This is a genomic window from Streptomyces sp. NPDC096310 (genome assembly GCF_044763125.1).
In the GTDB taxonomy this organism is placed as follows: Bacteria; Actinomycetota; Actinomycetes; order Streptomycetales; family Streptomycetaceae; genus Streptomyces.
The window spans coordinates 137153-163415 of sequence record NZ_JBIWFO010000006.1 but is presented as its reverse complement, the minus strand read 5'-3'; the positions used below and the strand labels follow the sequence as shown (position 1 = coordinate 163415).

Below are 26263 nucleotides of genomic sequence, written 5' to 3'. Positions count from 1 at the left end.
TCGCTGAAATCGCACAACGTCTGCTCTTGCAAGGAGTTCGCAAGAGGGCGGTATCATCAGGCGCCATGCATGTCCCCGACGGATTCATCGACCTGCCCGTCTCCGCCGCCACCGGTGTCGTCGCCGCTGCCGCCGTCGCGGTCAGCCTGCGCGGCGCGCGCCGCGAACTGGACGAGCGCACCGCGCCGCTCGCCGGACTCGTCGCCGCCTTCATCTTCGCCGTGCAGATGCTGAACTTCCCCGTCGCCGCGGGGACCAGCGGCCATCTGCTGGGCGGGGCGCTGGCCGCGATACTCGTCGGCCCCTTCACCGGTGTCCTCTGCGTCTCCGTCGTCCTGCTGATGCAGGGCATCCTCTTCGCCGACGGCGGGCTCACCGCGCTCGGCGTGAACATCACCGACATGGCCGTGGTGACCACCGCCGTCGCGTACGTCCTCTTCCGCGGCCTGGTCACCGTCCTGCCCCGCACCCGCCGCTCCGTGACCCTGGCGTCGTTCGCCGCCGCGCTCGTCTCCGTACCGGCGGCGGCGCTCGCCTTCACCGGCCTGTACGCGATCGGCGGCACGTCGGACGTGCCGCTCGGCAGGACGCTCACCGCGATGGTCGGCGTGCATCTGCTCATCGGGATCGGCGAGGCCGCGATCACCGCGCTGACGGTCGGCGCGGTCATCGCCGTACGCCCTGACCTGGTGTACGGCGCGCGCGGGCTGACCGCGCCGCTCAAGCTGCGGGTGGGCGGGGAACTGGTCGACGCGGCGCCCGCGGCCCCCGTGGTCCCCTCGGCGCGCCCGACCCGTACGGTCTGGGCGGCGGGCCTGGCCACCGCCGTCGTCCTCGCCGGATTCGTCTCCTTCTACGCCTCCGCCGACCCCGACGGGCTGGAGAAGGTCGCCGCCGACCAGGGCATCGACAAGAAGACGGACGAGCACCACACCGCCGGCTCCCCGCTCGCCGACTACGGCGTGAGGGACATCGCCGACGCCCGGATCTCGGGCGGCCTCGCCGGGTTGATCGGGGTGGGCGCCACGGTCGCCGTGGGCAGCGGCGTCTTCTGGGCGGTACGCCGCCGCCGTACCGCCACGGCCCCCGTACCCACCCCGACGGAGAGCGCCTGACATGGGCGCCGGCCACGCGCACCGCCTCTACCGGCACGGTCACTCAACGGTCCACACCCTGCCCCCGCACTGCAAGCTCGCCGCCGTCTTCTGCTTCGTCCTCGTGGTGGTCTCCACCCCGCGCACCGCCGTCTGGGCGTTCGCTCTGTACGCGGCGCTGCTGGCCGGGGTCGCCGCCGTGGCCCGGATCCCCGCCGGGCTGCTGCTGCGGCGGATGCTGATCGAGGTGCCGTTCGTGGCCTTCGCGGTACTGATGCCGTTCGTGGTGCCCGGCGAGCAGATCCGGCTGGCGGGCGTCCCGCTGAGCGTGCCCGGCCTCTGGGACGCCTGGAACGTCCTCGCGAAGGGCACGCTGGGCGTCGCCGCCTCCGTACTCCTCGCCTCCACGACCGAACTGCGCGCCCTGCTGCTCGGCCTCCAGCGGCTGCGGCTGCCGCCGCTGCTGGTGCAGATCGCGTCCTTCATGGTCCGGTACGGCGATGTCATCGCCGACGAGATGCGCCGGATGTCGATCGCACGGCGCTCGCGCGGCTTCGAGGCGCGGGGCGTACGCCAGTGGGGCGTGCTGGCCAAGTCGGCGGGGGCGCTCTTCATCCGCGCGTACGAGCGCGGGGAGCGCGTGCACCTGGCGATGGTGAGCCGGGGGTACACGGGCAGCATGCCGGTCATCGACGAGGTGACGGCGTCGCGCGCGCAGTGGGCGTACGCCGCCGCGCTCCCGGTGACGGCGCTCGCGGTCCGTCTGCTTGGCTGGACCCTATGAGCCAGGACCCGATGAGCCGCAGCGAGGACCGTACGACGCCCTCTCCGGGGACTCCGGTGTCCCTGGAGGTGGCCGGACTGGCGTACGCGTACCCCGACGGCCACCAGGCCCTCTTCGGTGTCGACCTGCGGGTGGCGCGCGGCGAGCGGGTGGCGCTGCTCGGCCCCAACGGCGCGGGCAAGACCACGCTCGTCCTGCACCTCAACGGCATCCTCACGGCGGGCGCGGGGAGCGTCGCGGTCGCCGGGCTGCCCGTCGGGAAGCGGCACCTCGCCGAGATCCGGCGCCGGGTCGGCATCGTCTTCCAGGACCCGGACGACCAGCTCTTCATGCCGACCGTACGGGAGGACGTGGCCTTCGGCCCGGCCGCCGCCGGGCTGCGCGGCGCCGCACTCGCGGCCAGGGTGGTCACCGCGCTGGGCCGGGTCGGGATGGAGTCGTACGCGGACCGGCCCCCGCACCATCTCTCCTTCGGGCAGCGGCGGCGGGTGGCGGTGGCGACCGTCCTCGCGATGGAGCCGGAGATCCTTGTCCTGGACGAGCCCTCGTCCAACCTGGATCCGGCATCGCGCCGCGAACTCGCCGACATCCTGCGCTCGTTGGACATCACCGTGCTGATGGTCACACACGATCTCCCGTACGCGCTCGAACTCTGCCCGCGCTCCGTGATCCTGAGCGACGGCGTCATCGTCGCGGACGGGCCCACCGGTGAACTCCTCGGTGACGAAGCGCTGATGGGGGCGCATCGGCTGGAGCTGCCGTTCGGTTTCGACCCTCGGTCCGTACGGGCGCGAACGCCAGGTTAAGAGTCGGTTTCACGGCGGCTTTCCGGCCCGGGGCCCGTTGTGCCGGATCGTGTCGCACGCCGTGCCCGTTGCACCATAGAGGGGGTCGTGCCGACGGGGCGCGACGGGAGACACGGGCAGGGGTACGGGCGTGGACGTCCAGGGCACGGTGGCGGCGGGCTTCGAGCCGGTCAGGGACGCGTTCGTACGGAACTTCGAACGGCTCGGTGAACGCGGGGCGGCGGTCGCCGTCTACCGCGACGGGCGGAAGGTCGTCGACCTGTGGGCGGGCACCCGCGACGCCGACCCCGCCCCCGACCCCGGTGCCGGGAACGGCGAGCAGCGGACGGCGGCCCCCTGGGCGCTGGACACCGCGCAGGTCGTCCACTCCGCGACGAAGGGCATCGCCGCCGCCGTACCGCTCCTGCTGCACCAGCGCGGGCAGATCGACCTGGACGCGCCGGTCGGCACGTACTGGCCGGAGTTCAAGGCCGCGGGCAAGGAGCGGGTGCTCGTACGGCATCTCCTCGCGCACCGCGCCGGGTTGCCCGTGCTCGACCGTACGCTCACCCCGGCCGAGGCGATGGACGGCGGGTCGGGCCCGCGCGCGCTCGCCGCGCAGCGCCCCCTGTGGGAGCCGGGCACCGACCACGGCTACCACCCGCACACCTACGGCTGGCTCGTCGGCGAACTGGTCAAGCGGGTCACGGGACGCAGCGTCGGCCGCTGGATCGCCGAGGAGATCGCCCGCCCGCTGGGCCTGGACTTCTGGATCGGGCTGCCCGAGGAGGAGGCCCACCGGGTCGGGCGGACCGCCCGGATCGAGGAGCCGTCGGCGGTCGGCGGGGCGCTGCGGCTGCGGCCCAAGCGGTCCGTGACGGAGGCGTACCAGAACCCTGAGTCGCTGACGCGCCGCGCCTTCGACATCGTGGAGCCGCGCTTCGACGAGAACGACCCGGTGTACCGCGCCGCCGAACTCCCCGCCTCCGGCGGCATCTCCACCGCCCGCGCGCTGGCCCGCTGCTACGCGGCGATGATCGGCCCGGTCGACGGCCACCGGCTCTTCGCCCCGGCCACCCTGACCCTGGCGCGCACGGAGGAGTCCGCGGGCCCGGACCGCGTCCTCGTCGTCAACACCCGCTTCGGCCTGGGCTTCATGCTCCACGGCCCGGCCGCCCCCCTCCTGGCCCCGGGCTCCTTCGGCCACCCGGGCAGCGGCGGCTCACTGGGGTTCGCGGACCCGGAGTCGGGCATCGCCTTCGGCTACGTCACCAACGGCCTGCGCAGAGGCGTGACGGCGGACGCACGGCCCCAGGCCCTGGTGCGGGCGGTACGGGCGGCGGCGTCATCGCCGGATGGAGCAGCCGGGGATGATGCCGCCGAATCAGATGAACGGGCAAGCTGAGCCGGCGGAGCAGCCGGCGGTACGGGGAGGACCGCGCCGCTTCGAAGGCCACGGAGCCCTCATCACCCGGGACCGCCGCCACCCGTAGGACAAGTGGCCGAGATGGGAGCCGGCCCGCTTCCCGCTGCCCGGCCGGCCGAGGGGGCGGCCCGGCCGGGCGGCGCCGGGGGGTGTCGGGTCTCAGTTCTCGACGGGTACGACATTGGTGGCGTCCACCGCGGGGCGCAGCGCCTTGGCGAGTTCGACGCCGTCGCCCACGGCCCAGAAGTGGGTGAAGAAGAGGCGGGGTTCTTCCGACAGCGCGTGGTTGTGCAGTTCGACGAGACTGATCCCGCCGTTCCGCAGCAGTGTGTGCACGGTCTGGACCTCCGAGGCGATCATGACGAAGTCGCCGTTGACCGCGGCCTGGCCGCCGCCCAGGGGCTGGAAGTTGAAGGCCGATGTCGAACCCACCCCCGCCGGGAGCGCCATGCCGTACTCGACGATCGTCTCGCGGCGGGCGAAGACGGACTTGTAGATCCCGCCGTCGTTGACGCCCTCGGTGCCCAGCACGTCGTCCATGGCCCTGACGTCCAGATCGAGGGGCGGTGGTGGCTCCAACGGCCGTGCGGGCGGTGTGGCGGTGGCGTCGAACGCGGCGCGGAAACCGCGGGCCATGGCCATCGGGTTCCGGCCGTGGACGTGCACATGGGTCCACCAGATGTCCGGGTCATGCGCGAGCAGATGCTTGTGGATCGCGGTCTGGGCGATGTCGTGTTCGATCAGCGCGTCGCTCACCGGCTGCAACTCGTCCTCGGTGACCGCCATGTCGCCCATGGCGAGCGTGCTGCCGTCGGCGTAACGGATGAACCCGATGTGCGACGCGAGGGCGAGACCGGGGGACACCCTGACCCCCTGGGAGACCACGTTCAGGTCATGGCGGGGGAAACGGGTGCGGTACATGACGTCGTTCACCAGACTGCCCGCCCGGCCCAGAGCCTTGGCGACGCCCTTCCAGTCCGCCGGGGTGGTGGCCACGGGCCGCACCGGCTCCGCCGTCGTGACCCGCGCGCCGCCCTTTCGGCCTGTGGTCTCCCGGGCACCCGCCAGGGCGGGGCCCGTACCGGCGGCGGCCAGCACCGGCGTGAACGCGGCGGCGGTGAGCAGCCGGCGCCGTGGTGTGGCTGTCCGGTCGTATCCGGTTACCTCTTTTTGTGATTTTCTGCCCATCACATGAACACCTCCGCGTCGGATGAGACCACGGCGGAGGCGACGAATCATGGTCCGTCGGACGGCGCATCAGGTGTGTTGCGAAAGTGCCGCCGAATGGACCGGTGCGGGGCCCGCCCCGACAGGCGCCCCCGGCGCCGATCTGTGCGCGCCCCTGGACCAGGTCGCGCGCTTCACCGGCGCCTGATCGACGCGCGCTCTCCGGTGACATGGCGGGGCCCGGACCGGAGTTCCGGCCCGGGCCCGTCGGGACACCGTCCAGCGGCGGCGCGTCAGTGCGCGGCGATCTGCTGGAGCGCCGCGCCCTGGTAGCGGGCGCCGGCGTTCCAGAGGATGAAGGAGTGCATCTTGTTGGCCTCCGCGGCCTTGATCTGCTCGGCCACCTGGGCCGGCCCGTAGGTGCTGCCCATCGAGAAGTCCTGGAGCCACGGGACGATCTCGGTCTGCGTGCCCTTCGCCAGGCGGCCGAAGTCGGCGAGCGAGCGCTGCACGATCGCGTACGGCGCGGTGTCGGGGTTGGCGACGCCGTACTCGCCGGGACCCCAGTGCGACGGGTAGACCATCGGCGCGATGTAGTCGCTGACCTTGACCAGGGCGCCGATGTCCTGGGCGATCTCCAGGGGCCGGGTGGCCGCTATGCCGAAGACCGAGACGCCGAGGTACGTGGCGTGCGGGCGCAGCGCGGTGCGGGTGTCCGCGACGAACGAGGTGATGGACTGCTCGGGCGTGGCGGACCCGATGCCCGGGAACCGCATCTTCGACAGCGGGCCGTCGGGGCGGCGCACGTAGTCGTAGAGGACATCGTCGAAGCCGAGCTGAGCCGCTTCGACGGCGAGGTCCCGGTTGTACTTGCGGACCGCGGGGTCCGCGAAGTTGGTGAAGGACAGGTTGCCGTAGTGGCCGCCGTTGTACGCCTGTCCGTCGGGGGTCTGCACGACCTGGTCGTGCTTGCCGGCCTTCCAGGCCGCCGCGCCGAGCTTGGGGTCGCGGAAGGCGACGATACGGCCGATGACCTGGGCGCCCGCCGCGTGCAGCTCCGCGACCGCCTTGCGGGCGTCGTAGTAGCCCTTGGCCGCGCCGATCTCACGGGCCAACGCCACCTGGGAGGCGTATCCGACCTCGCCGTCCTCGTCCTTGATGTCCAGCTCCACGGCGTTGAGCTTGCCGCTGCGGACCAGCGCGAGGATGTTGTCGTGCAGGGTCTTGTCGCCCCAGCCGATGGCCGTGATGTGCGCGGCACGGATCATGGGGCGGCGCCCCCGGGTGGACACGGTCCTGGTGGTGGCGTTCCCGGCACGGTCCACGGCCTTCACCGTCACGGAGGGGATGCCCTTGGGCACCGAGACCGTGAAGGTCCCGGCCTTGTCGACGGAGACCTCCTTGCCGTCGACGGTCACCTTCGCGTCGGCGGAGGCCCGGCCGGTGACGGTCACCTTGGTGCCCGCGGCGGCCTTGCCGGTGGAGGTCACGGGGGAGGCGACGTTCTTGATCTCGGGGTCGGCCACCTTCAGCTCGGGGGCCTTGGTGTCGACGGTGAAGCCCACGACCTTCTGGTACGAGGCGAAGGGGAGGCTGCTGTCGCCCTCCACCACCAGGGTGTGCCGGCCCTCCTTCAGACGGGGGAGGCCGAGCTTCAGGCGGGCGCCCTCGGCCGTGACGGGAACCACCGTGCCGTCGAGCGTCGCGTGCACCTTGTCCTTGCGGCCTGCCGCCTTGGCGTTGAGGTACGCGGTGACCTGCGCGGCCTTGCGCCCGTCGAGGAAGGCGCCGTCGGCCAGACCCTGCACACCCGGACCCGGCGTGAGGAAGGTCCAGGCTCCGACACCGGCCCCGGCGAGGGAGAGCGCCCCGGCCATCGCTATCAGGGCGCGGCGGCGGGCGGGACGGGGGGGACGGTAGGAGGAGGCGGAATTCGATATGAAACGCGTTTTCGTGACCATCATGCGCCCTTCGTGCTCTGTCCGGGCCTGCCGCCGCTGCGGCGACGCTCGGTGGTGACTCCATTGATTGCCCCGCCGCCGGGTCACCCCTCCTGTCTCCGGCCGGATTTCACACGAACGGCCGCGATCGCCCCCGGCGTGGTGGCTGCGCCATCCAGGCGACGATGCGGTACGGGGGCTTCCGCCGCCGGTAAGGATGCCGCGACACGTTCGCCTTGGAGGCCCCCATGCGTCACCCGCTCGTACCGCTCTGCGCCCTGGCAGGCGCCGTTCTGCTCGCCTCGGGCTGCTCCCCGGGGTCGTCACCGGCCGCCGGAGGGCGGCAGGCGCCGGCCTCGCAGGCGGCGGCCTCCCACGTCGCCGTGAAGGACCCGGCCGGCATCGGGGTCAATGAGCTGGGCCAGGTGCCGGTGCTGATGTACCACCAGCTCACCGAGAAGCCGGCGAGCGTCTACGACCGCACGCCGGCCGACTTCCGGGCCGAGCTGGAACGCCTCGCCCGGGAGAAGTACGTTCCGGTCACCGCCCGCGACTTCCAGACGGGCCGTATCGACATCCCGGCCGGGACGCACCCGGTGGTCCTCACCTTCGACGACTCGACCAACAGCCAGGTGCGCCTGGGCCAGGACGGAAAGCCGGTGCCGGGCACGGCCGTTGCCATCCTCGCGGAGACGGCGAAGAAGCACCCCGGGTTCAAGCCGGTGGCGACCTTCTTCGTCAACGCGGACGCCTTCTCGGCCACCGGCTCCGCCAAGGCGCTGACCTGGCTGAAGAAGAACGGGTACGAGGTCGGCAACCACACCGACCGTCACCAGAACCTGGGCTCCCTGGACCAGGCGGGCGCCGCGAAGGCCATCGCCGCCGGGCAGCAGGCCATCCTGACCGCCGGGGGCGGGGACCGGGTCACCTCCCTCGCGCTGCCCTTCGGGGCGATGCCCCAGCAGGCCGGGGTCGCCGCGAAGGGCACGGGCTACCGCTACGACGGGGTGTACCTCGTGGGCGCCAACCCCTCGGTCTCGCCGTTCGACAAGGCGTTCACGCCCGGCGCGATCCCGCGGATCCGCTCGGCGGGCCCCAAGGACGCGGACGCCGAGTTCGGCTCGTCCCGCTGGCTGGACAAGCTCGCCGAGGGCAAGAACTGGTACGTCTCGGACGGCGACCCGAACACGGTCGCCTTCCCCCGCGTGGCCCAGGACCAGGTGGCCCCGGCCTTCGCGAAGCGGGCCCGCCCGTACTGACCAACGACTCTCCGGCAAGCTTTTCCCAGTCGCGCCGCCGAGTACGCACGCTTACGTACGCTCGCGGCGTCGGCCAAAAGCCCTGGTAGCTCCGTTGCCAGGGCTTCCGGCCGTCCTGCGGCGCGCGACCCGCGGGACGGCTCACCGGGCTCATCCGGAAGAGCCCGAAAAAAAACCGGGCGGCGATGTCGAGAACCCGCGTCCGGCTCCGTCCCCGGCGTGAAGGCGACCACAATGGGTCGCACGAGCACCGAGGAGAACCACCATGGCGAAGTACCTGCTGCTGAAGCACTACCGCGGCGCCCCGGCTCCCGTCAACGACGTGCCGATGGACCGGTGGAGCCCCGAGGAGATCTCGGCGCACATGCAGTACATGAACGACTTCGCGGCCCGGCTGGAGAAGACCGGCGAGTTCGTCGAGGGCCAGGCGCTCGCCCCCGAGGGGGCCTGGGTCCGTTACGACGGCGAGGGGCGCCCGCCGGTCACCGACGGACCGTTCGCGGAGACCAAGGACCTCATCGCCGGCTGGATGATCATCGACGTCGACAGCTACGAGCGCGCCGTGGAGCTGGCCGGAGAGCTGTCGGCCGCCCCGGGGGCGGGCGGCAGGCCGATCCACGAGTGGCTGGAGGTGCGTCCGTTCCTGTCCGCGCCGCCCACCATCACGGAGTGACCTCGTCGGTGAACGAGGCTCTGCTCAGGAGCCTCACGCCCGGTGTGCTCGCCGTCCTCGTCCGCCGCGGAGCCGACTTCGCGGCGGCCGAGGACGCCGTACAGGACGCCCTGGTCGAGGCGCTCCGGGTCTGGACCGTCGATCCGCCGCGGGACGCCAAGGGCTGGCTGGTCACCGTGGCCTGGCGCAAGTTCCTCGACGCGACGCGCGCCGACACCGCCCGCCGCAGGCGCGAGGACCGCGTCGAGGAGGAACCGGTGCCGGGGCCGGCGCCCGCCGTGGACGACACGCTCCAGCTCTACTTCCTGTGCGCCCACCCGTCGCTGACCCCGGCGTCGGCGGTCGCGCTCACCCTGCGCGCGGTCGGCGGGCTGACCACCCGCCAGATCGCCCAGGCGTATCTGGTGCCCGAGGCGACCATGGCGCAGCGCATCAGCCGCGCCAAGCGCACCGTCTCCACCGTGCGCTTCGACCGGCCCGGCGACGTCGCCACCGTGCTGCGCGTCCTCTACCTGGTCTTCAACGAGGGCTACTCGGGTGACGTCGACCTCGCCGCCGAGGCCATCCGGCTCACCCGGCAGCTCGCCGCCCGTGTCGACCACCCCGAGGTGGCCGGGCTGCTCGCCCTCATGCTGCTCCACCACGCCCGGCGCGCCGCCAGGACGGCGCCCGACGGGGGCCTGGTCCCGCTCGCCGAGCAGGACCGCGGCCGGTGGGACACCGCGTCGATCGCCGAGGGTGTCCGGATCCTCCAGGCGGCCCTCGCCCGCGACCGGCTGGGCGAGTTCCAGGCCCAGGCCGCCATCGCGGCCCTCCACGCCGACGCGCCCACCGCCGGGGAGACCGACTGGCCGCAGATCGTCGAGTGGTACGACGAGCTCGCCCGTCTGACCGACAGCCCGGTCGTCCGGCTCAACCGCGCGGTCGCCGTGGGCGAGGCCGACGGGCCGCGCGCCGGCCTGGCGGCACTCGCCGGACTGGACGCCTCGCTGCCCCGTCACGCGGCGGTGGCGGCGTACCTCCACGAACGCGACGGCGACCCGGAGACGGCGGCACGCCTCTACACGGAGGCGGCCCACCAGGCCCCCAACCTCGCCGAACGCGACCACCTGACCCGCCAGGCCGCCCGCCTCAACGCCCGCCGGGGCCGCTGACGGGCGGCGCCCACAGTTCGCACCACACGGTCTTGCCGACAGTGAGGGGCGCCACCCCCCATCGGTCGGCGACCTGCTCCACGATCAACAGGCCCCTGCCGAAACACTCCTGGTCGGTGGCGGCCCGTACCACCGGCAACCGCTCGCCGCGCGGATCGGTGACCTCGATACGGAGCGTCGTGGCGCCCAGCACGAGCCGCACCCGGAAGAACCGGTCCCGCAGACACCCGTGCAGCAGGGCGTTGGTCCCCAGCTCACTCACCAGCAACGCCGCCGACCACGACAACTCGGGCCGCCCCCACTCCGTCACCAGCCGTCCCGTACGGCACCGGGCCAGCGACACACTGCCGGCGACCGGCGTGTAGTCCAGCGAATCCACCTTCAGAACGGGCCCGAACTCGGGCCCCGGGGCTGGTACTTCCTGGGCTGCGGTCATGAACGCGCACCTCCGTGTGCGGTCGGATCTGCCCGTACGGGGATGCGCATGGCAGTGGCGATGCCGCCGGGCCGTACCCGTTCCGGGGCAGGGCAGGGCGGTGCACTTCCACCACGTGGCTCCGCAGTGCGAGCGATTGGATACCGAACGTAGCGGCCCGATCATGCCCGGACAACTGCACGGGACGAATTCTCCCCGCACGGGTGATTGCTGAGCGTCGAATGGCTGTTGCAGACTGTGCGCGATGAGGAGAGGGGGCGCGTGATGACGAACCGGCACGTGAAAGCGGGCAACCGGGTATCAACAGTCCTGGCACGCCAGTTGGGTGGCCAGTTGCTGGCCTTCAGAGAGGCTGTGGGGCTCAATCAGTCACAGGCGGCCATGGTGCTCAGCGCTCACACGGCCAAGGTGGCGAAGATGGAGCGGGGCTGGGTGCCCTTCCGGGATCCCGACATCGTGGCGTTGTGCAAGCTGTACGGAGTTGAGGACGAGGAGGTCGTCGAGGGGTTGCTGGGTCTGGCCAAGCTGGATCGCGAGCGCCGCAGAACGAGAGGCTGGTGGAAGGATCTCGACCCGGGGAATCTGCGTGAGTACATCGCCATGGAAGACGTGGCGCTGAAGGTGCGTCTCTGGCAGCTTTCGGTCATCCCGGGGTTGTTCCAGACAGCGGACTACATCCGCGCCATGACCGTGCCCGGGATCTCGGCGGAGCAGATCGATCAGATCGAGCAACTTGTCGACGTACGACGAAGGCGACAGGCCCGCCTCCACGGTGATGCACCCTTGCGAGTGCACGCGGTGATCTGGGAGGCGGCGCTCCGCCAACTCGTCGGAGGCCCGGAGGTGATGATGCGGCAGCTTGCGCACGTGCGTGAGCTGGCCGAACTGCCGCACATCCAGATTCAGGTGTTGCCCTTCCGGGTAGGTGGCTACCCTGCCGTCGGAGGTCCCTTCAACATTCTCTCGTTCGCCGAGGAAGGAGCGGTGGACGTCGTGCACATGGACGGCCTCAAGTCCACGGCGTGGGTCGAAGGGCTGGAGGAAAGCGCGGCTTACACGGACCTCTTCGGGCGCCTGTGCGCTGTCACGCTCTCACCGCACAGTTCCATGCAGCTCATCGAGAGCATCGGCAAAGAAATGTCTGAGTGACCATGTTCCTCTTCAGGAAGTCCAGTTACAGCAACCAGACGGGCGAGTGCATAGAGGTAGCCCTCAACGTCCCCGCCACCGTCGCCGTCCGCGACTCCAAGAACCCCGCGGGCCCGCTGCTCCGGCTCTCGCCCGCTGCCTGGTCCGCCTTCCGGTCGGGCCTTGTGCGTGAGGAGCCGTAGCACCCGTGTCGCTCTTCGAGTTCGCCAAGTCCAGCTACAGCAGCGGGGATGGCGAGTGCATAGAGGTAGCCCTCAACGTGCCCCGTATCGTCGCCGTCCGCGACTCCAAGGCCCCCGAGGGCCCGCTGCTCCGGCTCTCGCCCGTCGCCTGGTCCGCCTTCCGGTCGGGCCTTGCCCGTGAGGAGCCGTAGCGCCCGTGTCGCACGTCGCACGCCCGGGTGAGATTCCCCGGAACCGGCCCGGCGCGCGGCCGGGCCCGTCAGGATCGTGTGGGTGACGACCATCTCCTCGGACCTCTGGCATCACTACGGCCGTATCCGCGCCGGGCACGACCGTGCGGTGCCCGATGCGTTTCGCTGGAGCTGGGGGCAGGACAGTGGTCCCGGGACGGAAGTTCTGGGGGATCTGTGCGGGCGGGTCGTCGGGGATCTCGGTGCCGGGGCCGCGCGGCATGCCGCTCATCTCGCCGCCCGGTACGGGCCCGCCCAGGTCGTCGCCGTCGATGCCTCGCCCGCGCAGTACGACATGGCCGTCGAGCTGTTCGGCCACCTCGCGCCGCGCCTGCGCGTCGTACGGTCCGGGGCCGTGCCGTATCTCCATGCGGCGGACGGTGCCCACGACGTGCTGTACAGCGTCTTCGGCGCGCTCGATTTCACCGACCCGCGGGTTCTGCTGCCGGTGGCGGCCACCGCGCTCAAGCCCGGTGGGCGGCTGGTGTTCTCCACCCTGGCGCACTACCTCGGTGGCGGCCTCGCGCAGCCGGACGTCGTGGCCGCCGATGTCCCGGCGAGGACTCCGGAGGGGGCCGCGACGACCATGCGCCGCTGGGTGCTCCAGGAGCACGTCTGGGTGAAGCTCCTGGACGGAGCCGGATTCACCGGGATCAGCGTGGACACGCTGCCGTCCACGGTCGCCGGGCCGCGCGCCGCCGGCACCCTTCTGGTGAGCGCGGTACGGCGGGCCTGAACACCCGCGCCGCGCTCAGCTCGCGTGCAGCATCAGCCCGATGCCCACCACCATCAGGCCCGCCGCGACGATCCTCGGTGTGCCGAAGCGCTCCTTGAAGAAGACCGCCCCGATCACCGCGCCCACGAGGATCGAGGACTCCCGCAGCGCCGAGACCGGGCCCAGGGGGGCGCGGGTCTGGGCCCAGAGGACCAGGCCGTAGGCGAGCGTCGAGAGGGCCGCTCCGAGCAGGCCCCGTGCGGCGTGTGGGCGGAGTTGGGGGAGGAGGCGGCCCCGGCGGGCGTACAGGGCGTACGCCGGGATCAGGATGCCCTCCAGGATCAGCAGCCAGGCGATGTAGCTGAGCGATGAGCCCGCGTTGCGCACACCCACGCCGTCCACGACCGTGTACGCGGCGATCGACACGCCCGTCGCCAGTGCGGCCAGCAGCGCCGGCCACCGCGGTGTCGCGCGGGCGTCCCTGATGCCCCACAGGGCCAGGCCCACCAGGCCCGTCGAGGTGACCACGACGCCCGCCGTCTGCCAGGCGTCCATCGACTCGCCGACGAGGGCGACGGCCACGACGGTCACCACCAGCGGCGCCGTGCCGCGTGCGATCGGGTACATCTGGCCGAAGTCGCCCAGGGTGAACGAGCGCATGAGCAGGACCATGTAGCCGACGTGCAGCAGCGCGGAGACGAGCAGATACGGCCAGGCCGCCGCCAGGGGCAGCGGCACGAAGCAGGCGATGACCGCGCCGAGGACCGTCGCGCCGCCGCTGATCAGGGTGAAGGCGACGAGCTTGTCCTCGATCCTGTGGGCGATCGCGTTCCACGTGGCGTGGGTCAGCGCCGCCGTCAGGACCGCTGTCACGACGAGCGGCGTCATGTCCCCTGCCCGCGGGCCCCTGGTTCCCTCACCCCGCCGTCAGCACCGCCGCCACCACCGGTCCCGCCGCGTCGCCGCCGTGGCCGCCGGCCTCCACGACCGCCGCCGCGGCGAGGTCGTTGTGGTAGCCCGTGAACCAACTGTTCGACGTCTCCTGGCCGTCGACCTCCGCGGAGCCGGTCTTCGCGCCCTTGTCGCCGCCGAGCCCGGCCATCGCCGTCGCGCCCGTACCGCTCGTCGCCGTCAGCCGCATCATGGAGCGCAACTGCTGCGCCACGCCCGACGGCAGCGAGCGTGCCGCCGTCGCGATCTCCCGGTCGTCCAGCGACGGGGAGACGATGACCGGCTGCTTGAACGCGCCGTTCTTCGCGGTGGCCGTGACGGACGCCATGTTGAGCACGTTCATCTGGACCGTGCCCTGCCCGATGTACTGGGCCGCCGCCTCGCCCCCCGACGAGCTGGGGATGGAGCCGTCGAAGGACGCCACGCCGGTCTTCCAGTTGTCGAGGCCGATCCCGAAGACCTCGGCCGCTTCCTTGGTCAGGGCGCCGTCGTCGTCCACGTCGTCGATCAGCTTGATGAAGGCGGTGTTGCAGGAGCGGGCGAAGCTCTGCGAGAACGGCTGCCCGTCGATGGAGAAGTCGTCCAGGTTCTTGAAGGTGCGCCCCATGTACATCGCGTTCTTCGGGCACTCGGCGGTCCGGTCCGCGCCGATCAGGTCCTTCTCCAGCAGCATCGCGGCCGTCATGATCTTCAGCGTGGAGCCGGGGGCCTGCTTGCCGAGCATCGCCGCGTTGAAGCCGTCCTCACGGTTGTTCGCGACGGCCAGGATCTCGCCCGTGCTGGGCTTGACCGCCGCGACCGACGCCTCGCTGAACTTCTTCACCGAGGTCTCGGCGGCGGCCTGGACGTTCGCGTCGAGCGTCGTCCTCAGCGTGCCCTCCTTGCCCTGGGAGAGGGTCAGCAGGCTCTCGTCGGCGGTGGCGTCGGGGCCGGTGGTGCCGTCCGCGCCCGTGTCGCTCTTCAGCGTCAGCTCGACGCCGGCCGAGCCGCCCGCCTCCTTGCCGTATCGCTCGCGGAGCTGGTCGAGAATGGACCCGAGGGACGGGTACTTCTCCTTCGTCAGCTCGACGCCGTTGCGGTCGACCGCCTTGATGGGCGGTACGGACGCCTGCGCCGTTTCGAGGCGGGTGTCCTTGGTCAGCTTCGGGTGGATCACGGACGGCGCCCAGGAGACCAGCGGCCGGCCTGTCGACAGCCCGCGCACCACGGTCAGTTCCGAGGTGTACGTCCAGGGCTTGCTCGCGCCGTCCAGCTCGACCTTCGCCTTGACGGTGAACGGCACCTTCGCGCCGACCGCCGGGCCCGGAGTGATCACCGCGTCGGTGACATGGGCCTCGGTGCGGTACGCGCCGATGACGGGCGTCGCCGCGGTCGGATCGTTGGTGAGCTGCGCGACGGCCGCCGCGTCGCCGCCCTCCGCCCACTTGGCCAGGAAGTCCTTGGACGCCTGGCCGATCTCGGCGGCGCTCAGCGGTCCGGTCTTGACCTCGCTGGACGCCGACTTCGTCTCCGCGTCCGCGCTGCCGCCGGTCATCCCGTTGTAGACGTTGTACGCGCCGTAACCCACTCCACCGGCGAACACGAGAAACACTCCGCCTATGACGGCGGTCTTCGCTCCACTGCGCATGAGTGGCGGTCACCCCTCCCCAGGAGCCCCCTCGAACATCTGAACATGTTCAAGGAAGTCATCGACTCGGAACTCTACGGGACGGTTGAGTCACAGGAGGAGAGCGTTACCGGACTGCTACAGAGGCCCGGACCGGCGCGCAGGGTGTCAGCAGCCGCCGCGCGGCAGCGCCGTCTCCGTCCAGATGACCTTGCCGCGCGCCGTGTACCGCGTCCCCCACCGGTCGGCGAACTGCGCGACCAGGAAGAGCCCCCGCCCGCCCTCGTCGGTGGCCGCGGCGGCGCGCAGATGCGGGGAGGTGGCGCTGGTGTCGGAGACCTCGCAGATCAGCGTACGGTCGCGGAGCAGCCGGACCCCGATGGGCCCCGAGGCGTACCGGATGGCGTTGGTGATCAGTTCGCTCAGCACCAGCTCGGTGGTGAACGCCGCCTCCGCAAGCCCCCAGTCGGTGAGCCTGCGGCTGACCTCGGCGCGTACCGCGGCCACCGCCGCCGGGTCGTGCGGCACCGTCCACTCGGCGATCCGGTCCGCGTCGAGCCGGCGGACGCGGGCGACGAGGACGGCGATGTCGTCGCTCGGCCGGTCGGGGACCAGCGCGTGGAGCACCGCCTCGCAGGTGGCGTCCGGGTCCTGCCCGGGGGTCCCGGTGAGCGTCGCCCGCAGCTGTGCGAACCCCACGTCGATGTCCCGTGCGCGGTCCTCGACCAGCCCGTCCGTGTACAGCACCAGCCGGCTGCCCTCCTCCAGGGTGAACTCCGTCGTCTCGTACGGCAGCCCGCCGATCCCGAGCGGCAGCCCGGCAGGCAGGTCCAGGAAATCGGCGGTGCCGTCCGGATGGACCAGGGCGGGCGGCGGGTGTCCGGCGCGGGCCACCGTGCAGAGCCCGGAGGCCGGGTCGTAGACCGCGTACACGCAGGTGGCCCCGGTGACGGCGGTCCTGCCCTCGGAGGGCCGGGGCGCCGTGCCGTCCTCGCCCGGCGCGTCCGCGTCCTCCTCCTCTTCGTCGATCCGGCTGACCAGCTCGTCCAGATGTCCCAGCAGCTCCTCGGGCGGCAGGTCGAGCGCCGAGAAGTTGGCGACGGCCGTCCGCAGCCGCCCCATCGTGGCCGCCGCGTGCACCCCGTGCCCGACCACGTCGCCCACCACCAGCGCCACCCGCGCGCCCGGCAGGGCCAGGACGTCGAACCAGTCGCCGCCCACGCCCGACTCGGCCGGCAGATAGCGGTAGGCGAGGTCGAGGGCGCTCTGCTCCGGCAGCCGGTTGGGCAGCAGGCTGTGCTGGAGCACCACCGCCATCGTGTGCTCGTGCGTGTAGCGGCGCGCGTTGTCGATGCACACGGCCGCCCGGGCGGCCAGCTCACCGGCCAGCGAGATGTCGTCCTGCTCGAAGGGTTCGGGGCGCCGCGCCCGCCAGAAGTTGACCATCCCCAGCATGACGCCCCTGGCCAGCAGCGGAACGGTGATGAAGGAGTGGAACCCGTACTCCAGCAGGAGTTCGCCGCGCCCGGGGTCGTGCCGCCTCCAGGTGTCCGAGGAGCGCAGATCGGTGGTGAGTACGGGCTCCCCGATGGCCAGGCTCTCGCTCTGCGGGGAGAACGCCACGAGGCTGAACTCCATGCCGACCCGGTAGAGCGGTGAGTCGTCCGCGATCCCGTGCACGGCGATCCGGCGCAGCGCCTCCCCGGCCCGGGGGCCCGGCTCCTTGCCGCTCAGGACCGGTTCCGCGAGGTCGACGGTGACGAAGTCCGCGAAGCGGGGGGCGGCCACCCGGGCGAGCTCCTCGGCCGTATGCGTCACGTCCAGGGTGGTGCCGATCTGGGTGCTCGCCTCGTAGAGAAGGGCGAGCCGGCCGCGGGCCCGTTCGGCCCGCCCGGAGAGCGCGCGCAGCTCGGTGGAGTCGCGCAGTGTGGTCACCCAGCCGGCCGGACCGCCGGCCCGGTCGGTGGGGCGGCGGTTGAGGACGAGCTGCCGCTCCCCGGCGTTGACCACCTCGTCGTCGGCGACCTGTTCGGAGGTGAGCATCCGTGCCGTCTCCGGGGAGAGCCCCAGTTCCGAGACGTACCGGCCCTCCGGGTCCGGGGGGAGGCCGAGCAGGAGGGCCGCCTCGTCGTTGACGAGCAGCAGCCGGCCGTCGCCGCCGACGATCAGCACGCCCTCGCGTACGGCGTGCAGGACCGCGTCGTGGTGCTCGTACATCCGGGTCATCTCGGCCGGGCCGAGCCCGTGGGTCTGCCGGCGCAGCCGGCGGTTCATGAACACCGTTCCCGCGGTGGTCAGCAGCAGGCCGCCGGCGGCCGCCCCGAGAAGTACCGGAAGCTGCTGTTCCACGGCGGTGCTGACCTTGGCGATGGTGATCCCGGCCGAGACCAGGCCGATGACCTTGTGGCCGGGTCCGAAGACCGGCACCACCGCGTACACGGCGGGCCCCAGCGTGCCCGTGTTCCGCGCCGTGAAGGCGTGGCCCTCCTGCGCGGGCTTGAGGTTGCCGACGAAGTGCTGGCCGATCCGGGCCGGGTTGGGGTGGGTGTACCGGATGCCCCGCGCGTTGGTGACCACGACGAAGTCGACGCCGGAGAGCCTGCGCGCGGCCTCCGCGCGCGGCTGGAGGATCGCGGTCGGGTCGGGGGAGCGCAGCGCGGCCACGATGCCGGGGGAGTTCGCGAGCGTCCCGGCGACGGCGAGGGAACGGTTCGTCGCCTCCTGCTGGCTGTCCCGGTGGGCCTGGAGGACGACGGCGGTCGCGGCGGCGGCCACCAGCAGCAGCACGATCACGGCCTGGAAGACGAAGACCTGCCCGGCGACGCTCCTGTTCCCGATCCGCGGCCAGGACCGGCTCCGCTGCCAGGGCCGGCTCCGCAGCCATGCCCCGACGCGCGACCAGAACCCGGCCCGCCACCAGGACCGTGGGCCGGTTGAGGGCCGGGGCTCGCCTGGTCGTCGGGCCAATCGGGCCATACGGACAGATCTACACCAGGATCCGGGGGGAGGCGACCGCTGCCCGGCCGCCGGATCCGCCCCCTCGGGGGCACTACACCCAGGTGTCCAGCCACATCCGGTTGCGCCACGACTCCAGCGGGATCGCCTCGCCCGTGTAGATCGGCCAGAAGTAGATGAAGTTCCAGGCGATCAGCAGGACCAGGACGCCCGCGCCGACCGCGCCGATCGTTCTGCGCCGTTCGTCCGCGCCGCGCGGGCCCAGGATCGCGCCGATCATCATCGCCACCGCCAGACAGAGGTACGGGACGAAGACGACCGCGTAGAAGAGGAAGATCGTCCGCTCCTGGTAGAGGAGCCAGGGGCCCCAGCCGACCGCCACCGCGCAGGCGATCGCGCCGGCGCGCCAGTCGCGGCGGAAGAACCAGCGCCACAGGACGTAGCAGAGCGCGAACGCGCCCGCCCACCACAGCATCGGTGTGCCGATGGCCAGCACCTCACGGGCGCACTTCCCGGCGGTCGACGCCGGGCAGCCGTCCTGGCCGGCGGCCGGGTCCTCGTAGAAGTACGAGACCGGGCGGCCCAGCACGATCCAGCTCCACGGGTTGGACTGGTAGGTGTGGCCGGACGTCAGGTTGATGTGGAACTGGTACACCTCGTACTCGTAGTGCCACAGGCTGCGCACCCAGTCCGGCAGCCAGGTGAAGTGGCCGCCCTTGCCCGCCGTCGTGGCCCAGTCCCGGAAGTAGCCCTTGTCGGTGACGATCCAGCCGGTCCAGGAGGCGATGTACGTGGCGATCGCGACCGGCACCGTCGAGAAGAACGCCGGGACGATGTCCCGCTTCAGCACCGCCAGGTACGGCCGTACCGCACCCGCCGTACGCCGCGCGCCCACGTCCCACAGCACCGTCATGACCGCGAAGGCGGCCAGGATGTAGAGCCCGTTCCACTTCGTCGCGAAGGCCAGGCCCAGCATCAGCCCGGCGGCCGACCGCCACGGCCGCCACCCCAGGCGCAGCCCCTCGGCGACCGAGGCGTCCGGGCGCAGCACGCCCTCCTCGTCCACCGGGAGCGCCGCCGCCAGCCGGGCTCTGGAGCGGTCGCGGTCGATCAGCAGACAGCCGAACGCGGCGAGTACGAAGAACATCAGCACCAGGTCGAGCAGGGCCGTGCGGCTCATCACGAAGTGCAGGCCGTCCACCGCGAGCAGCGCGCCCGCCAGGCACCCCAGGAAGGTGGAGCGGAAGAGCCGCCGCCCGATCCGGCAGAGCATCAGCACGGAGAGCGTGCCGAGCACCGCCACCATGAAGCGCCAGCCGAAGGGGGTGAAGCCGAACATCTGCTCACCGAGGCCGATGACCCACTTGCCGACCGGCGGATGCACCACATAGCCGGGGTCGGCGGGTACCGGGACGGAGGACGGGTCCTTCAGGATCGACGTGTCGACGTCCTTCGGCCAGCTCCCCTCGTACCCCTGGTTGATCAGGGCCCAGGCGTCCTTGGCGTAGTACGTCTCGTCGAATATCACCGCCTTGGGGCTGCCCAGGTTCCAGAACCGCAGCACACCCGCGACCAGCGCCACGAGGGCCGGGCCGCCCCACGCCGACCAGCGGACCAGCCGCTCGGTCATCGGAGCCGGCACCCCGAGCACGGCCCACAGCCGGTCCGAGGGCCGGGTGTAGGGCGGCACCAGGCGTTCGCGCAGGCCCGTCACCGCTCGCGGGGCATGGCCGAATCGGCGCAGCCGCTGAGGCCATGAGGGCTGCTTCTCGTCGGCGTCGTGCCCCTGGAGGGCTTCTGGCGCAGTACTGGTCACCGCGCCATCGTAGGGAACGCCGCTGTGCGAGGCGTGCGTCCGGCCCTGCGAGGATGGCGGATGTGACTGCGACGCCTGGAACACCGCCCCCGACAGCCGCCCCGACGACCTCCGCGACCAGCGGCTCGGCCTCCCCCGGAACGCTGGTCCTCGCGGGCACGCCCATCGGCGATGTCGCGGACGCCCCGCCCCGGCTCGCGGCCGAGCTGGAGAGCGCCGAGGTGATCGCCGCGGAGGACACCCGGCGGCTGCGCCGGCTCACCCAGGCGCTCGGGGTGCACACCCGGGGGCGGGTCGTGTCGTACTTCGAGGGGAACGAGTCCGCGAGGACGCCCGAGCTGGTGGCGGCGCTGACGGGCGGGGCGCGGGTGCTGCTGGTCACGGACGCGGGCATGCCGTCCGTCTCCGACCCCGGGTACCGGCTGGTGGCGGCCGCCGTCGAGCAGGGCATCCGGGTCACGGCCGTACCGGGGCCCTCGGCCGTCCTGACCGCGCTGGCGCTCTCCGGGCTGCCCGTGGACCGCTTCTGCTTCGAGGGGTTCCTGCCGCGCAAGGCGGGCGAGCGGCTGGGCAAGCTCCGCGAGGCGGCCGGCGAGCGGCGCACGCTCGTCTACTTCGAGGCCCCGCACCGGCTCGACGACACGCTCGCCGCGATGGCCGAGGTCTTCGGCGCGGAGCGCAGGGCCGCCGTCTGCCGCGAGCTGACCAAGACGTACGAGGAGATCAAGCGCGGCCCGCTGGGCGAGCTGGCGGCGTGGGCGGCCGAGGGCGTACGGGGCGAGATCACCGTCGTCGTGGCGGGCGCCCCTGCCCCGGTACCCGGCGATCTCGACGCCGACGAGCTGGTACGGCGGGTACGCGTGAGGGAGGAGGCGGGCGAGCGGCGCAAGGAGGCGATCGCCGCCGTCGCCGTCGAGGCGGGGCTGCCCAAACGGGAGGTGTTCGATGCTGTCGTCGCGTCAAAAAACGCGGCGCGCACGGCCCCCGCGAAAGGTAAAGGACTATCGTGAAATGTAAAGCGCAGACCGCGTGCCGGGTCATTGGGACATGAGAAGGCCAAGACCCATCCAATAATCGACAGGCGCTGATGCGCTCCCGCCTTCGAAGGCGTCCACTGGGTCAGTGGAGAGGAGCTGGCATGAGTGAGATCACGGGCACCGCCGTAGTTCACGAGGCATATGCCTTTTGTTGCATGCGCTGTGGACACGGCTGGGAGCAGGCCTACGACATAGAGCATCATGTCGACGGCTCGGGCCGGAATGTCGTGGTGTACAAGACGGACGGGGTGCGGGTTCCCTCCCCGCTCTCCAGCCCGAGCTGCCAGAACTGCGGCGGCCATGTCGTACGCATCATGAGGTCCGGGCAGGTCTCGTCGGTGCGGGCGCTGATGACCGAGCAGCACCACCCGGCGAAGACCTCCGGGACGGCGAAGGCGGCCCCTCCGGCCCCGGCGGCCGGGGACACGGGGAACACGGGGGGCGCGGGCACGGAAGGGCAGCCGGGCGAGGAGATACCCGCCCAGGCGCCGGGTGGGGAGATACCCGCCGGATTCGCCGGGGAGCCCACCGAGGGGCACCACCACTGGCACCTCTCCGACCTGCTGCACCCGTTCCAGCACCATCACCGGCCGTGAGCGCGCGGGGCCGGTACCGCCCTTCCGGTCCGTCCGGATCCCGGCGGGCCGGACCCCCGTAGGATCGCGCCCATGAGTTCGAAGCAAGCCCCGCCCCCGCTGCCGGAACCCCTGCGGGTGGCGGTCGCGGACGCGCACACCCACCTGGACATGCAGGAAGGCTCCGTCGCGGAGGCCCTGGAGAAGGCCGCCTCGGTCGGGGTGACGACGGTGGTCCAGGTGGGGTGCGACCTCAAGGGATCGCGCTGGGCCGCCGAGACGGCCGCGGCGTACGACAGCGTCCACGCGGCGGTCGCGCTCCACCCCAACGAGGCGCCGCGCCTCGTGCACGGCGACCCCGACGGCTGGTCGCGCCAGGGCGCCCGCGAGGCCGGTGGCGACGCGGCGCTGGACGACGCGCTGGACGGGATCGACGCACTGGCCGCGCTGGAGCAGGTACGGGCCGTCGGCGAGACCGGGCTCGACCACTTCCGTACGGGGCCCGAGGGCCGGGCGGCGCAGGAGCGCTCTTTCCGCGCGCACATCGAGATCGCCAAGCGCCACGGGAAGGCGCTGGTGATCCACGACCGTGAGGCGCACGCCGACGTGCTCCGTATCCTCGCGGAGGAAGGCGCTCCGGAACGCACGATTTTCCATTGTTATTCCGGCGACGCCGAAATGGCCGAGATTTGTGCCGCAGCCGGTTATTACCTGTCCTTCGCAGGAAATGTCACCTTCAAAAACGCTCAATTGTTGCGTGACGCGCTCACCGTAGCGCCGCTCGACCTTGTCCTGGTCGAGACCGACGCACCTTTTCTCACCCCCGCGCCCTTTCGGGGGCGGCCGAATGCCCCGTATCTCATTCCCGTCACCCTGCGGGCCATGGCGGAGGTCAGGGGGATCGGCGAGGACGCGATGGCGGAGGCGATCGCGCGGAACACGGCCCGGGCGTTCGATTACTGAACCCCGGTCGCGTCGCAGCGGTCCCCCCCGCCGAATCGCACCCCTGTGCGGATGGGTACGCTGGGTAGCCGAGTCGCTTTGGAGAGTGACCGAAGCTCCGCTAGGGTCCGGGGGCATCCCGCACCGGATCCCGTGGAGCGTCGTGAGCAATGCACAGGGCAGTCACCGTGCGACACGCGGCGGGCGCCGCGCTCCCTCCCGGCGCCGCGGCCCCGCCGCCCCCGCGACCCCCGAGACGCTGCGCCGGCTGCTCCCGCAGGCCCTCGTCGTCGCCTTCCTGGCGGGCGGCACCTCCGCCTTCGTCGTCCATGACAAGGGCGTACGGCTGAGCGTCGACGGCGAACCCCGCACGCTGCACACCTTCGCCGGCGACGTCGGGGAACTCCTCGCCCACGAGGGCGTCGCCGTCGGCCCGCACGACATCGTCGCCCCCGCGCCGGGCGCCCCGCTCGACCACGGCGACGAGGTCGTCGTCCGCTACGGCCGCCCCGTCCTGCTCACCCTCGACGGGCAGCGCCGCCGCGTCTGGACCACGGCCCGCACGGTCGACGGCGCGCTGCGCCAGCTCGGGGTGCGCGCCGAGGGCGCCTACCTCTCCGTGTCGCGCTCCGCCGCCATCGCCCGCCACGGCCTGGCCCTCGACGTACGGACCGAGCGCGCCCTCACCTTCCTGGCCGACGGCCGCGAACACCCGCTCCGTACGAACGCGGCGACCGTCGCCGAAGCGCTCGCCGAGGCCGGGATCGTCCTGCGCGGCCAGGACACCACCTCCGTACCGGGCGACAGCTTCCCGCGCGACGGCCAGGTCGTCACGGTCCTGCGCGTCACGGCGGGCGAGGAGACCCGCGAGGAGGCCGTCCCGTACGACACCGTGCGCACCGAGGACCCGGCGCTCCCGCGCGGCACAGAGATCGTCGACCAGCGGGGGCACCAGGGCGCCCGCCGGATCACGTACGCGCTGCGCACCGTCAACGGCGTACGCGAGAAACCTCGCAGAATCCGTACGCAGACGGTGCGCGCGCCGGTCACCCAGCGGGTCAGGGTCGGTACGAAGACGGCGCCGGCGTCCGTCGCGGGCGCGGACGGGCTCAACTGGGGCGGGCTCGCCGCCTGCGAGTCCGGCGGGCGGCCGGACGCCGTGGACGCGTCGGGGAGCTACGGCGGGCTCTACCAGTTCGACACCGGGACCTGGCACGCCCTCGGCGGCAGCGGACGCCCCCAGGACGCCCCGGCCGCCGAGCAGACGTACCGCGCGAAGAAGCTCTACGTACAGCGGGGGGCGAGCCCGTGGCCGCACTGCGGCCGTAGGCTGACCGGGTGAGCACCACTGAGCCCGACGTACCGGACGCCCCCTCCGGCGTCCCTTCCGACGCCCCCACCGCCCCGCCCGCCACCGCCTCCGACGCCCTGCTGGGGCCCGCGGACGTCCGCGAACTGGCGGCGGCGCTGGGCGTACGCCCGACCAAGCAGCGCGGGCAGAACTTCGTCATCGACGCCAACACCGTCCGCCGGATCGTCCGCACCGCCGAGGTGCGCCCCGACGACGTGGTCGTGGAGATCGGCCCCGGACTCGGCTCGCTGACCCTGGCGCTGCTGGAGGCGGCGGACCGGGTGACGGCGGTGGAGATCGACGACACCCTCGCGGGCGCCCTGCCCGCGACGATCGCCGCCCGGATGCCGGACCGCGCCGGGCGCTTCGCGCTGGTGCACTCGGACGCGATGCGGGTACGGGAGCTGCCGGGCCCGGCGCCGACCGCGCTGGTCGCGAACCTGCCGTACAACGTCGCCGTCCCCGTGCTGCTGCACATGCTGGAGCACTTCCCGACCATCGAACGCACCCTGATCATGGTCCAGGCCGAGGTCGCCGACCGGCTGGCCGCGGCACCGGGCAACAAGGTGTACGGGGTGCCGTCGGTCAAGGCCAACTGGTACGCGGACGTGAAGCGCGCCGGCGCGATCGGCCGGACCGTCTTCTGGCCCGCGCCCAACGTCGACTCCGGGCTGGTCTCGCTCGTACGCCGTACCGAGCCGGTGAAGACGACGGCGTCCAGGACGGAGGTCTTCGCGGTCGTCGACGCGGCCTTCGCGCAGCGCCGCAAGACCCTGCGCGCGGCGCTCGCCGGCTGGGCGGGCTCGGCCCCGGCGGCGGAGGCGGCGCTGGTGGCCGCGGGCGTCTCGCCGCAGGCGCGCGGGGAGTCGCTGACGGTGGAGGAGTTCGCGCGGATCGCGGAGTCGAAGGAGGCGGGCGCGTGACCGGCCGGGAGCGGGTACGGGTACGGGTCCCGGCCAAGGTCAACGTCCAGCTCGCGGTGGGCGCCGCGCGCCCCGACGGCTTCCACGACCTGGCCAATGTCTTCCTCGCCGTCGGCCTGTACGACGAGATCACGGTGACGCCCGCCGACACGCTCCGGATCACCTGCGAGGGCCCGGACGCCGCCCAGGTCCCCCTGGACGCGACGAACCTCGCGGCACGCGCCGCGCTCGCGCTGGCGGAGCGTCATGGCATCGACCCGGCCGTCCATATCCATATCGCCAAGGACATCCCGGTGGCGGGCGGCATGGCGGGCGGCAGCGCGGACGGCGCGGGCGCCCTGCTGGCCTGTGACACGCTCTGGTCGCTGCACTCCTCGCGGGACGAACTCCTCGCGATCTGCGCCGAGTTGGGCAGCGACGTACCGTTCAGCCTGATCGGCGGCGCGGCGCTGGGCACCGGGCGGGGGGAACAGCTCACCCCCCTGGACACCGGTGGCACCTTCCCCTGGGTGTTCGCGGTCGCGGACGGCGGGCTCTCCACCCCGACGGTCTTCCGCGAGTTCGACCGCCTCACCGCCGGCACCCCCGTACCGCCCCCGGCCGCCGACCCGGCGCTGCTCGACGCCCTCCGCACCGGCGACGCCACCGCGCTGGCGGCCACCCTGTCCAACGACCTCCAGCCCGCGACCCTCGCCCTGCGCCCGTCCCTGGCGGACACCCTGGCGGCGGGCACGGCGGCGGGCGCGCTGGCGGCCCTGGTCTCGGGCTCGGGGCCGACGACGGCGTTCCTCGCCAAGTCGCCCGAGGCCGCCGACGAGTTGGCCCAGGCGCTGCTGGCCTCGGGAACCTGCCGTACGGCCCGGGTGGCGGCCTCTCCGGCGGAGGGTGCGACGGTGGTGTTGTCCGGGTAGGCGTCGCCGTGGATCAAGCCGTGGCCGAGAGGGGATTCGAGGGACGGCCGAGCCGATGGGCGCGACGTTCGAGGGCCTGCCGCCGACGACTGGAAGATCATGGACGTGGAGAGCCCGCGCTCAGGCCGCGCCGATGAGCGCCGCGTGCTTGCGTAGTCCCGGAAGGGCCGGACTCGTGGCGAAGAACGTCCCATCTGAGCGT

24 protein-coding genes are annotated in these 26263 nt (G+C 72.4%); 17 read left to right on the top strand and 7 right to left on the bottom strand.

Translation table 11 applies throughout. The annotated features are described in order from the left end of the window. The first annotated feature begins 65 nt into the window (after positions 1-65). The 4 genes from ACIQ7D_RS15620 to ACIQ7D_RS15605 all read left to right on the top strand — a co-directional run bounded on the left by ACIQ7D_RS15620 (position 66) and on the right by ACIQ7D_RS15605 (position 4068). Positions 66-1115 carry an energy-coupling factor ABC transporter permease gene (locus ACIQ7D_RS15620; RefSeq protein WP_403937714.1) on the top strand — a complete coding sequence of 350 codons (1050 nt, stop codon included), beginning with the start codon at positions 66-68 and terminating at the stop codon, positions 1113-1115. 1 nt (position 1116) lies between these two features. Further along, positions 1117-1878, top strand: a complete 762-nt coding sequence (cbiQ, locus tag ACIQ7D_RS15615) for a cobalt ECF transporter T component CbiQ (RefSeq protein WP_403937712.1) — start codon at positions 1117-1119, stop codon at positions 1876-1878. A gap of 11 nt (positions 1879-1889) precedes the next feature. After that, positions 1890-2684, top strand: coding sequence for an energy-coupling factor ABC transporter ATP-binding protein (locus tag ACIQ7D_RS15610; protein WP_403937912.1), 795 nt, complete (start codon positions 1890-1892; stop codon positions 2682-2684). Between the two features lie 130 nt (positions 2685-2814). Beyond that, the gene (locus ACIQ7D_RS15605) at positions 2815-4068 is read left to right on the top strand and encodes a serine hydrolase domain-containing protein (protein ID WP_403937710.1); all 1254 of its coding nucleotides are present in this window, start codon (positions 2815-2817) and stop codon (positions 4066-4068) included. Between the two features lie 180 nt (positions 4069-4248). On the opposite strand, the gene ACIQ7D_RS15600 is transcribed toward ACIQ7D_RS15605, so the two are convergent. Both ACIQ7D_RS15600 and ACIQ7D_RS15595 read right to left on the bottom strand, forming a co-directional pair. Further along, entirely contained in the window at positions 4249-5277 is a 1029-nt protein-coding gene (locus ACIQ7D_RS15600; RefSeq protein ID WP_403937708.1) for a DUF1259 domain-containing protein, read from the bottom strand. A 272-nt stretch (positions 5278-5549) separates the two neighbouring features. Continuing rightward, positions 5550-7133, bottom strand: coding sequence for a putative glycoside hydrolase (locus tag ACIQ7D_RS15595; RefSeq protein ID WP_403937706.1), 1584 nt, complete (start codon positions 7131-7133; stop codon positions 5550-5552). A 311-nt stretch (positions 7134-7444) separates the two neighbouring features. On the opposite strand from ACIQ7D_RS15595, the gene ACIQ7D_RS15590 reads away from it, so the two are divergent. From ACIQ7D_RS15590 to ACIQ7D_RS15580, 3 genes are all read left to right on the top strand, one after another. Beyond that, positions 7445-8455, top strand: coding sequence for a polysaccharide deacetylase family protein (locus ACIQ7D_RS15590; RefSeq protein ID WP_403937704.1), 1011 nt, complete (start codon positions 7445-7447; stop codon positions 8453-8455). 265 nt (positions 8456-8720) lie between these two features. After that, on the top strand, positions 8721-9128 hold the full coding sequence (locus ACIQ7D_RS15585) for a YciI family protein (protein ID WP_403937702.1): 408 nt from the start codon (positions 8721-8723) through the stop codon (positions 9126-9128). 8 nt (positions 9129-9136) lie between these two features. Then, the gene (locus ACIQ7D_RS15580; protein WP_403937910.1) at positions 9137-10282 is read left to right on the top strand and encodes an RNA polymerase sigma factor; all 1146 of its coding nucleotides are present in this window, start codon (positions 9137-9139) and stop codon (positions 10280-10282) included. Here the strand turns inward: ACIQ7D_RS15580 and ACIQ7D_RS15575 are convergent. Beyond that, positions 10260-10718 (bottom strand): ATP-binding protein, encoded by a 459-nt coding sequence (locus ACIQ7D_RS15575; RefSeq protein WP_403937700.1) that lies wholly within the window; start codon positions 10716-10718, stop codon positions 10260-10262. The two genes, ACIQ7D_RS15580 and ACIQ7D_RS15575, sit on opposite strands and share 23 nt — an antisense overlap. A gap of 264 nt (positions 10719-10982) precedes the next feature. Between ACIQ7D_RS15575 and ACIQ7D_RS15570 the strand changes: the two genes are divergently transcribed. From ACIQ7D_RS15570 to ACIQ7D_RS15555, 4 genes are all read left to right on the top strand, one after another. Further along, a complete protein-coding gene (locus ACIQ7D_RS15570) occupies positions 10983-11867 on the top strand; it encodes a helix-turn-helix domain-containing protein (protein ID WP_403937908.1) in 885 nt (294 codons plus the stop codon). A 2-nt stretch (positions 11868-11869) separates the two neighbouring features. Beyond that, the gene (locus ACIQ7D_RS15565) at positions 11870-12049 is read left to right on the top strand and encodes a DUF397 domain-containing protein (RefSeq protein WP_403937906.1); all 180 of its coding nucleotides are present in this window, start codon (positions 11870-11872) and stop codon (positions 12047-12049) included. A gap of 5 nt (positions 12050-12054) precedes the next feature. Beyond that, the gene (locus ACIQ7D_RS15560; protein WP_403937698.1) at positions 12055-12240 is read left to right on the top strand and encodes a DUF397 domain-containing protein; all 186 of its coding nucleotides are present in this window, start codon (positions 12055-12057) and stop codon (positions 12238-12240) included. Positions 12241-12322: 82 nt separating this feature from the next. Continuing rightward, positions 12323-13015 (top strand): class I SAM-dependent methyltransferase, encoded by a 693-nt coding sequence (locus tag ACIQ7D_RS15555; protein WP_403937696.1) that lies wholly within the window; start codon positions 12323-12325, stop codon positions 13013-13015. A 15-nt stretch (positions 13016-13030) separates the two neighbouring features. Here ACIQ7D_RS15555 and ACIQ7D_RS15550 read toward each other — a convergent pair whose 3' ends face one another. From ACIQ7D_RS15550 to ACIQ7D_RS15535, 4 genes are all read right to left on the bottom strand, one after another. Continuing rightward, complete coding sequence (locus tag ACIQ7D_RS15550) at positions 13031-13882, bottom strand: EamA family transporter (protein WP_403937694.1); 852 nt, start codon at positions 13880-13882, stop codon at positions 13031-13033. A 28-nt stretch (positions 13883-13910) separates the two neighbouring features. After that, positions 13911-15572 (bottom strand): penicillin-binding transpeptidase domain-containing protein, encoded by a 1662-nt coding sequence (locus ACIQ7D_RS15545; RefSeq protein WP_403937692.1) that lies wholly within the window; start codon positions 15570-15572, stop codon positions 13911-13913. 147 nt (positions 15573-15719) lie between these two features. After that, complete coding sequence (locus tag ACIQ7D_RS15540; protein WP_403937690.1) at positions 15720-18527, bottom strand: SpoIIE family protein phosphatase; 2808 nt, start codon at positions 18525-18527, stop codon at positions 15720-15722. A gap of 73 nt (positions 18528-18600) precedes the next feature. After that, a complete protein-coding gene (locus tag ACIQ7D_RS15535) occupies positions 18601-20322 on the bottom strand; it encodes a dolichyl-phosphate-mannose--protein mannosyltransferase (RefSeq protein WP_403937688.1) in 1722 nt (573 codons plus the stop codon). A 143-nt stretch (positions 20323-20465) separates the two neighbouring features. Here ACIQ7D_RS15535 and rsmI point away from each other — a divergent pair, with 143 nt between their 5' ends. The 6 genes from rsmI (at position 20466) to ACIQ7D_RS15505 (ending at position 26061) form a co-directional block, all read left to right on the top strand. Next, positions 20466-21332: a 16S rRNA (cytidine(1402)-2'-O)-methyltransferase gene (gene rsmI, locus ACIQ7D_RS15530; protein WP_403937905.1), complete on the top strand. Its 867-nt coding sequence runs from the start codon at positions 20466-20468 to the stop codon at positions 21330-21332. A 128-nt stretch (positions 21333-21460) separates the two neighbouring features. Next, complete coding sequence (locus ACIQ7D_RS15525; protein ID WP_403937686.1) at positions 21461-21955, top strand: hypothetical protein; 495 nt, start codon at positions 21461-21463, stop codon at positions 21953-21955. Positions 21956-22027: 72 nt separating this feature from the next. Beyond that, complete coding sequence (locus ACIQ7D_RS15520) at positions 22028-22897, top strand: TatD family hydrolase (RefSeq protein WP_403937684.1); 870 nt, start codon at positions 22028-22030, stop codon at positions 22895-22897. Further along, positions 22782-24218: a ubiquitin-like domain-containing protein gene (locus ACIQ7D_RS15515; RefSeq protein WP_403937683.1), complete on the top strand. Its 1437-nt coding sequence runs from the start codon at positions 22782-22784 to the stop codon at positions 24216-24218. Before ACIQ7D_RS15520 ends, ACIQ7D_RS15515 begins: the two co-directional genes overlap by 116 nt. Before the next feature lie 86 nt (positions 24219-24304). Next, a complete protein-coding gene (rsmA, locus tag ACIQ7D_RS15510) occupies positions 24305-25150 on the top strand; it encodes a 16S rRNA (adenine(1518)-N(6)/adenine(1519)-N(6))-dimethyltransferase RsmA (protein ID WP_403937903.1) in 846 nt (281 codons plus the stop codon). Continuing rightward, the gene (locus ACIQ7D_RS15505) at positions 25147-26061 is read left to right on the top strand and encodes a 4-(cytidine 5'-diphospho)-2-C-methyl-D-erythritol kinase (RefSeq protein WP_403937680.1); all 915 of its coding nucleotides are present in this window, start codon (positions 25147-25149) and stop codon (positions 26059-26061) included. The genes rsmA and ACIQ7D_RS15505 overlap by 4 nt, the downstream gene beginning before the upstream one ends. Positions 26062-26263 lie beyond the last annotated feature (202 nt).

What these genes read in the sequence shown, in the direction of transcription:
- ACIQ7D_RS15620 (WP_403937714.1), top strand. Translation starts at nt 66, where the DNA reads ATGCATGTCCCCGACGGATTCATCGACCTGCCCGTCTCCGCCGCCACC.
- cbiQ (WP_403937712.1), top strand. Translation starts at nt 1,117, where the DNA reads ATGGGCGCCGGCCACGCGCACCGCCTCTACCGGCACGGTCACTCAACG.
- ACIQ7D_RS15610 (WP_403937912.1), top strand. Translation starts at nt 1,890, where the DNA reads ATGAGCCGCAGCGAGGACCGTACGACGCCCTCTCCGGGGACTCCGGTG.
- ACIQ7D_RS15600 (WP_403937708.1), bottom strand. Translation starts at nt 5,277, where the DNA reads ATGGGCAGAAAATCACAAAAAGAGGTAACCGGATACGACCGGACAGCC.
- ACIQ7D_RS15595 (WP_403937706.1), bottom strand. Translation starts at nt 7,133, where the DNA reads ATGGCCGGGGCGCTCTCCCTCGCCGGGGCCGGTGTCGGAGCCTGGACC.
- ACIQ7D_RS15590 (WP_403937704.1), top strand. Translation starts at nt 7,445, where the DNA reads ATGCGTCACCCGCTCGTACCGCTCTGCGCCCTGGCAGGCGCCGTTCTG.
- ACIQ7D_RS15585 (WP_403937702.1), top strand. Translation starts at nt 8,721, where the DNA reads ATGGCGAAGTACCTGCTGCTGAAGCACTACCGCGGCGCCCCGGCTCCC.
- ACIQ7D_RS15575 (WP_403937700.1), bottom strand. Translation starts at nt 10,718, where the DNA reads ATGACCGCAGCCCAGGAAGTACCAGCCCCGGGGCCCGAGTTCGGGCCC.
- ACIQ7D_RS15570 (WP_403937908.1), top strand. Translation starts at nt 10,983, where the DNA reads ATGACGAACCGGCACGTGAAAGCGGGCAACCGGGTATCAACAGTCCTG.
- ACIQ7D_RS15565 (WP_403937906.1), top strand. Translation starts at nt 11,870, where the DNA reads ATGTTCCTCTTCAGGAAGTCCAGTTACAGCAACCAGACGGGCGAGTGC.
- ACIQ7D_RS15550 (WP_403937694.1), bottom strand. Translation starts at nt 13,882, where the DNA reads ATGACGCCGCTCGTCGTGACAGCGGTCCTGACGGCGGCGCTGACCCAC.
- ACIQ7D_RS15545 (WP_403937692.1), bottom strand. Translation starts at nt 15,572, where the DNA reads ATGCGCAGTGGAGCGAAGACCGCCGTCATAGGCGGAGTGTTTCTCGTG.
- ACIQ7D_RS15540 (WP_403937690.1), bottom strand. Translation starts at nt 18,527, where the DNA reads ATGGCCCGATTGGCCCGACGACCAGGCGAGCCCCGGCCCTCAACCGGC.
- ACIQ7D_RS15525 (WP_403937686.1), top strand. Translation starts at nt 21,461, where the DNA reads ATGAGTGAGATCACGGGCACCGCCGTAGTTCACGAGGCATATGCCTTT.
- ACIQ7D_RS15520 (WP_403937684.1), top strand. Translation starts at nt 22,028, where the DNA reads ATGAGTTCGAAGCAAGCCCCGCCCCCGCTGCCGGAACCCCTGCGGGTG.
- ACIQ7D_RS15515 (WP_403937683.1), top strand. Translation starts at nt 22,782, where the DNA reads ATGCCCCGTATCTCATTCCCGTCACCCTGCGGGCCATGGCGGAGGTCA.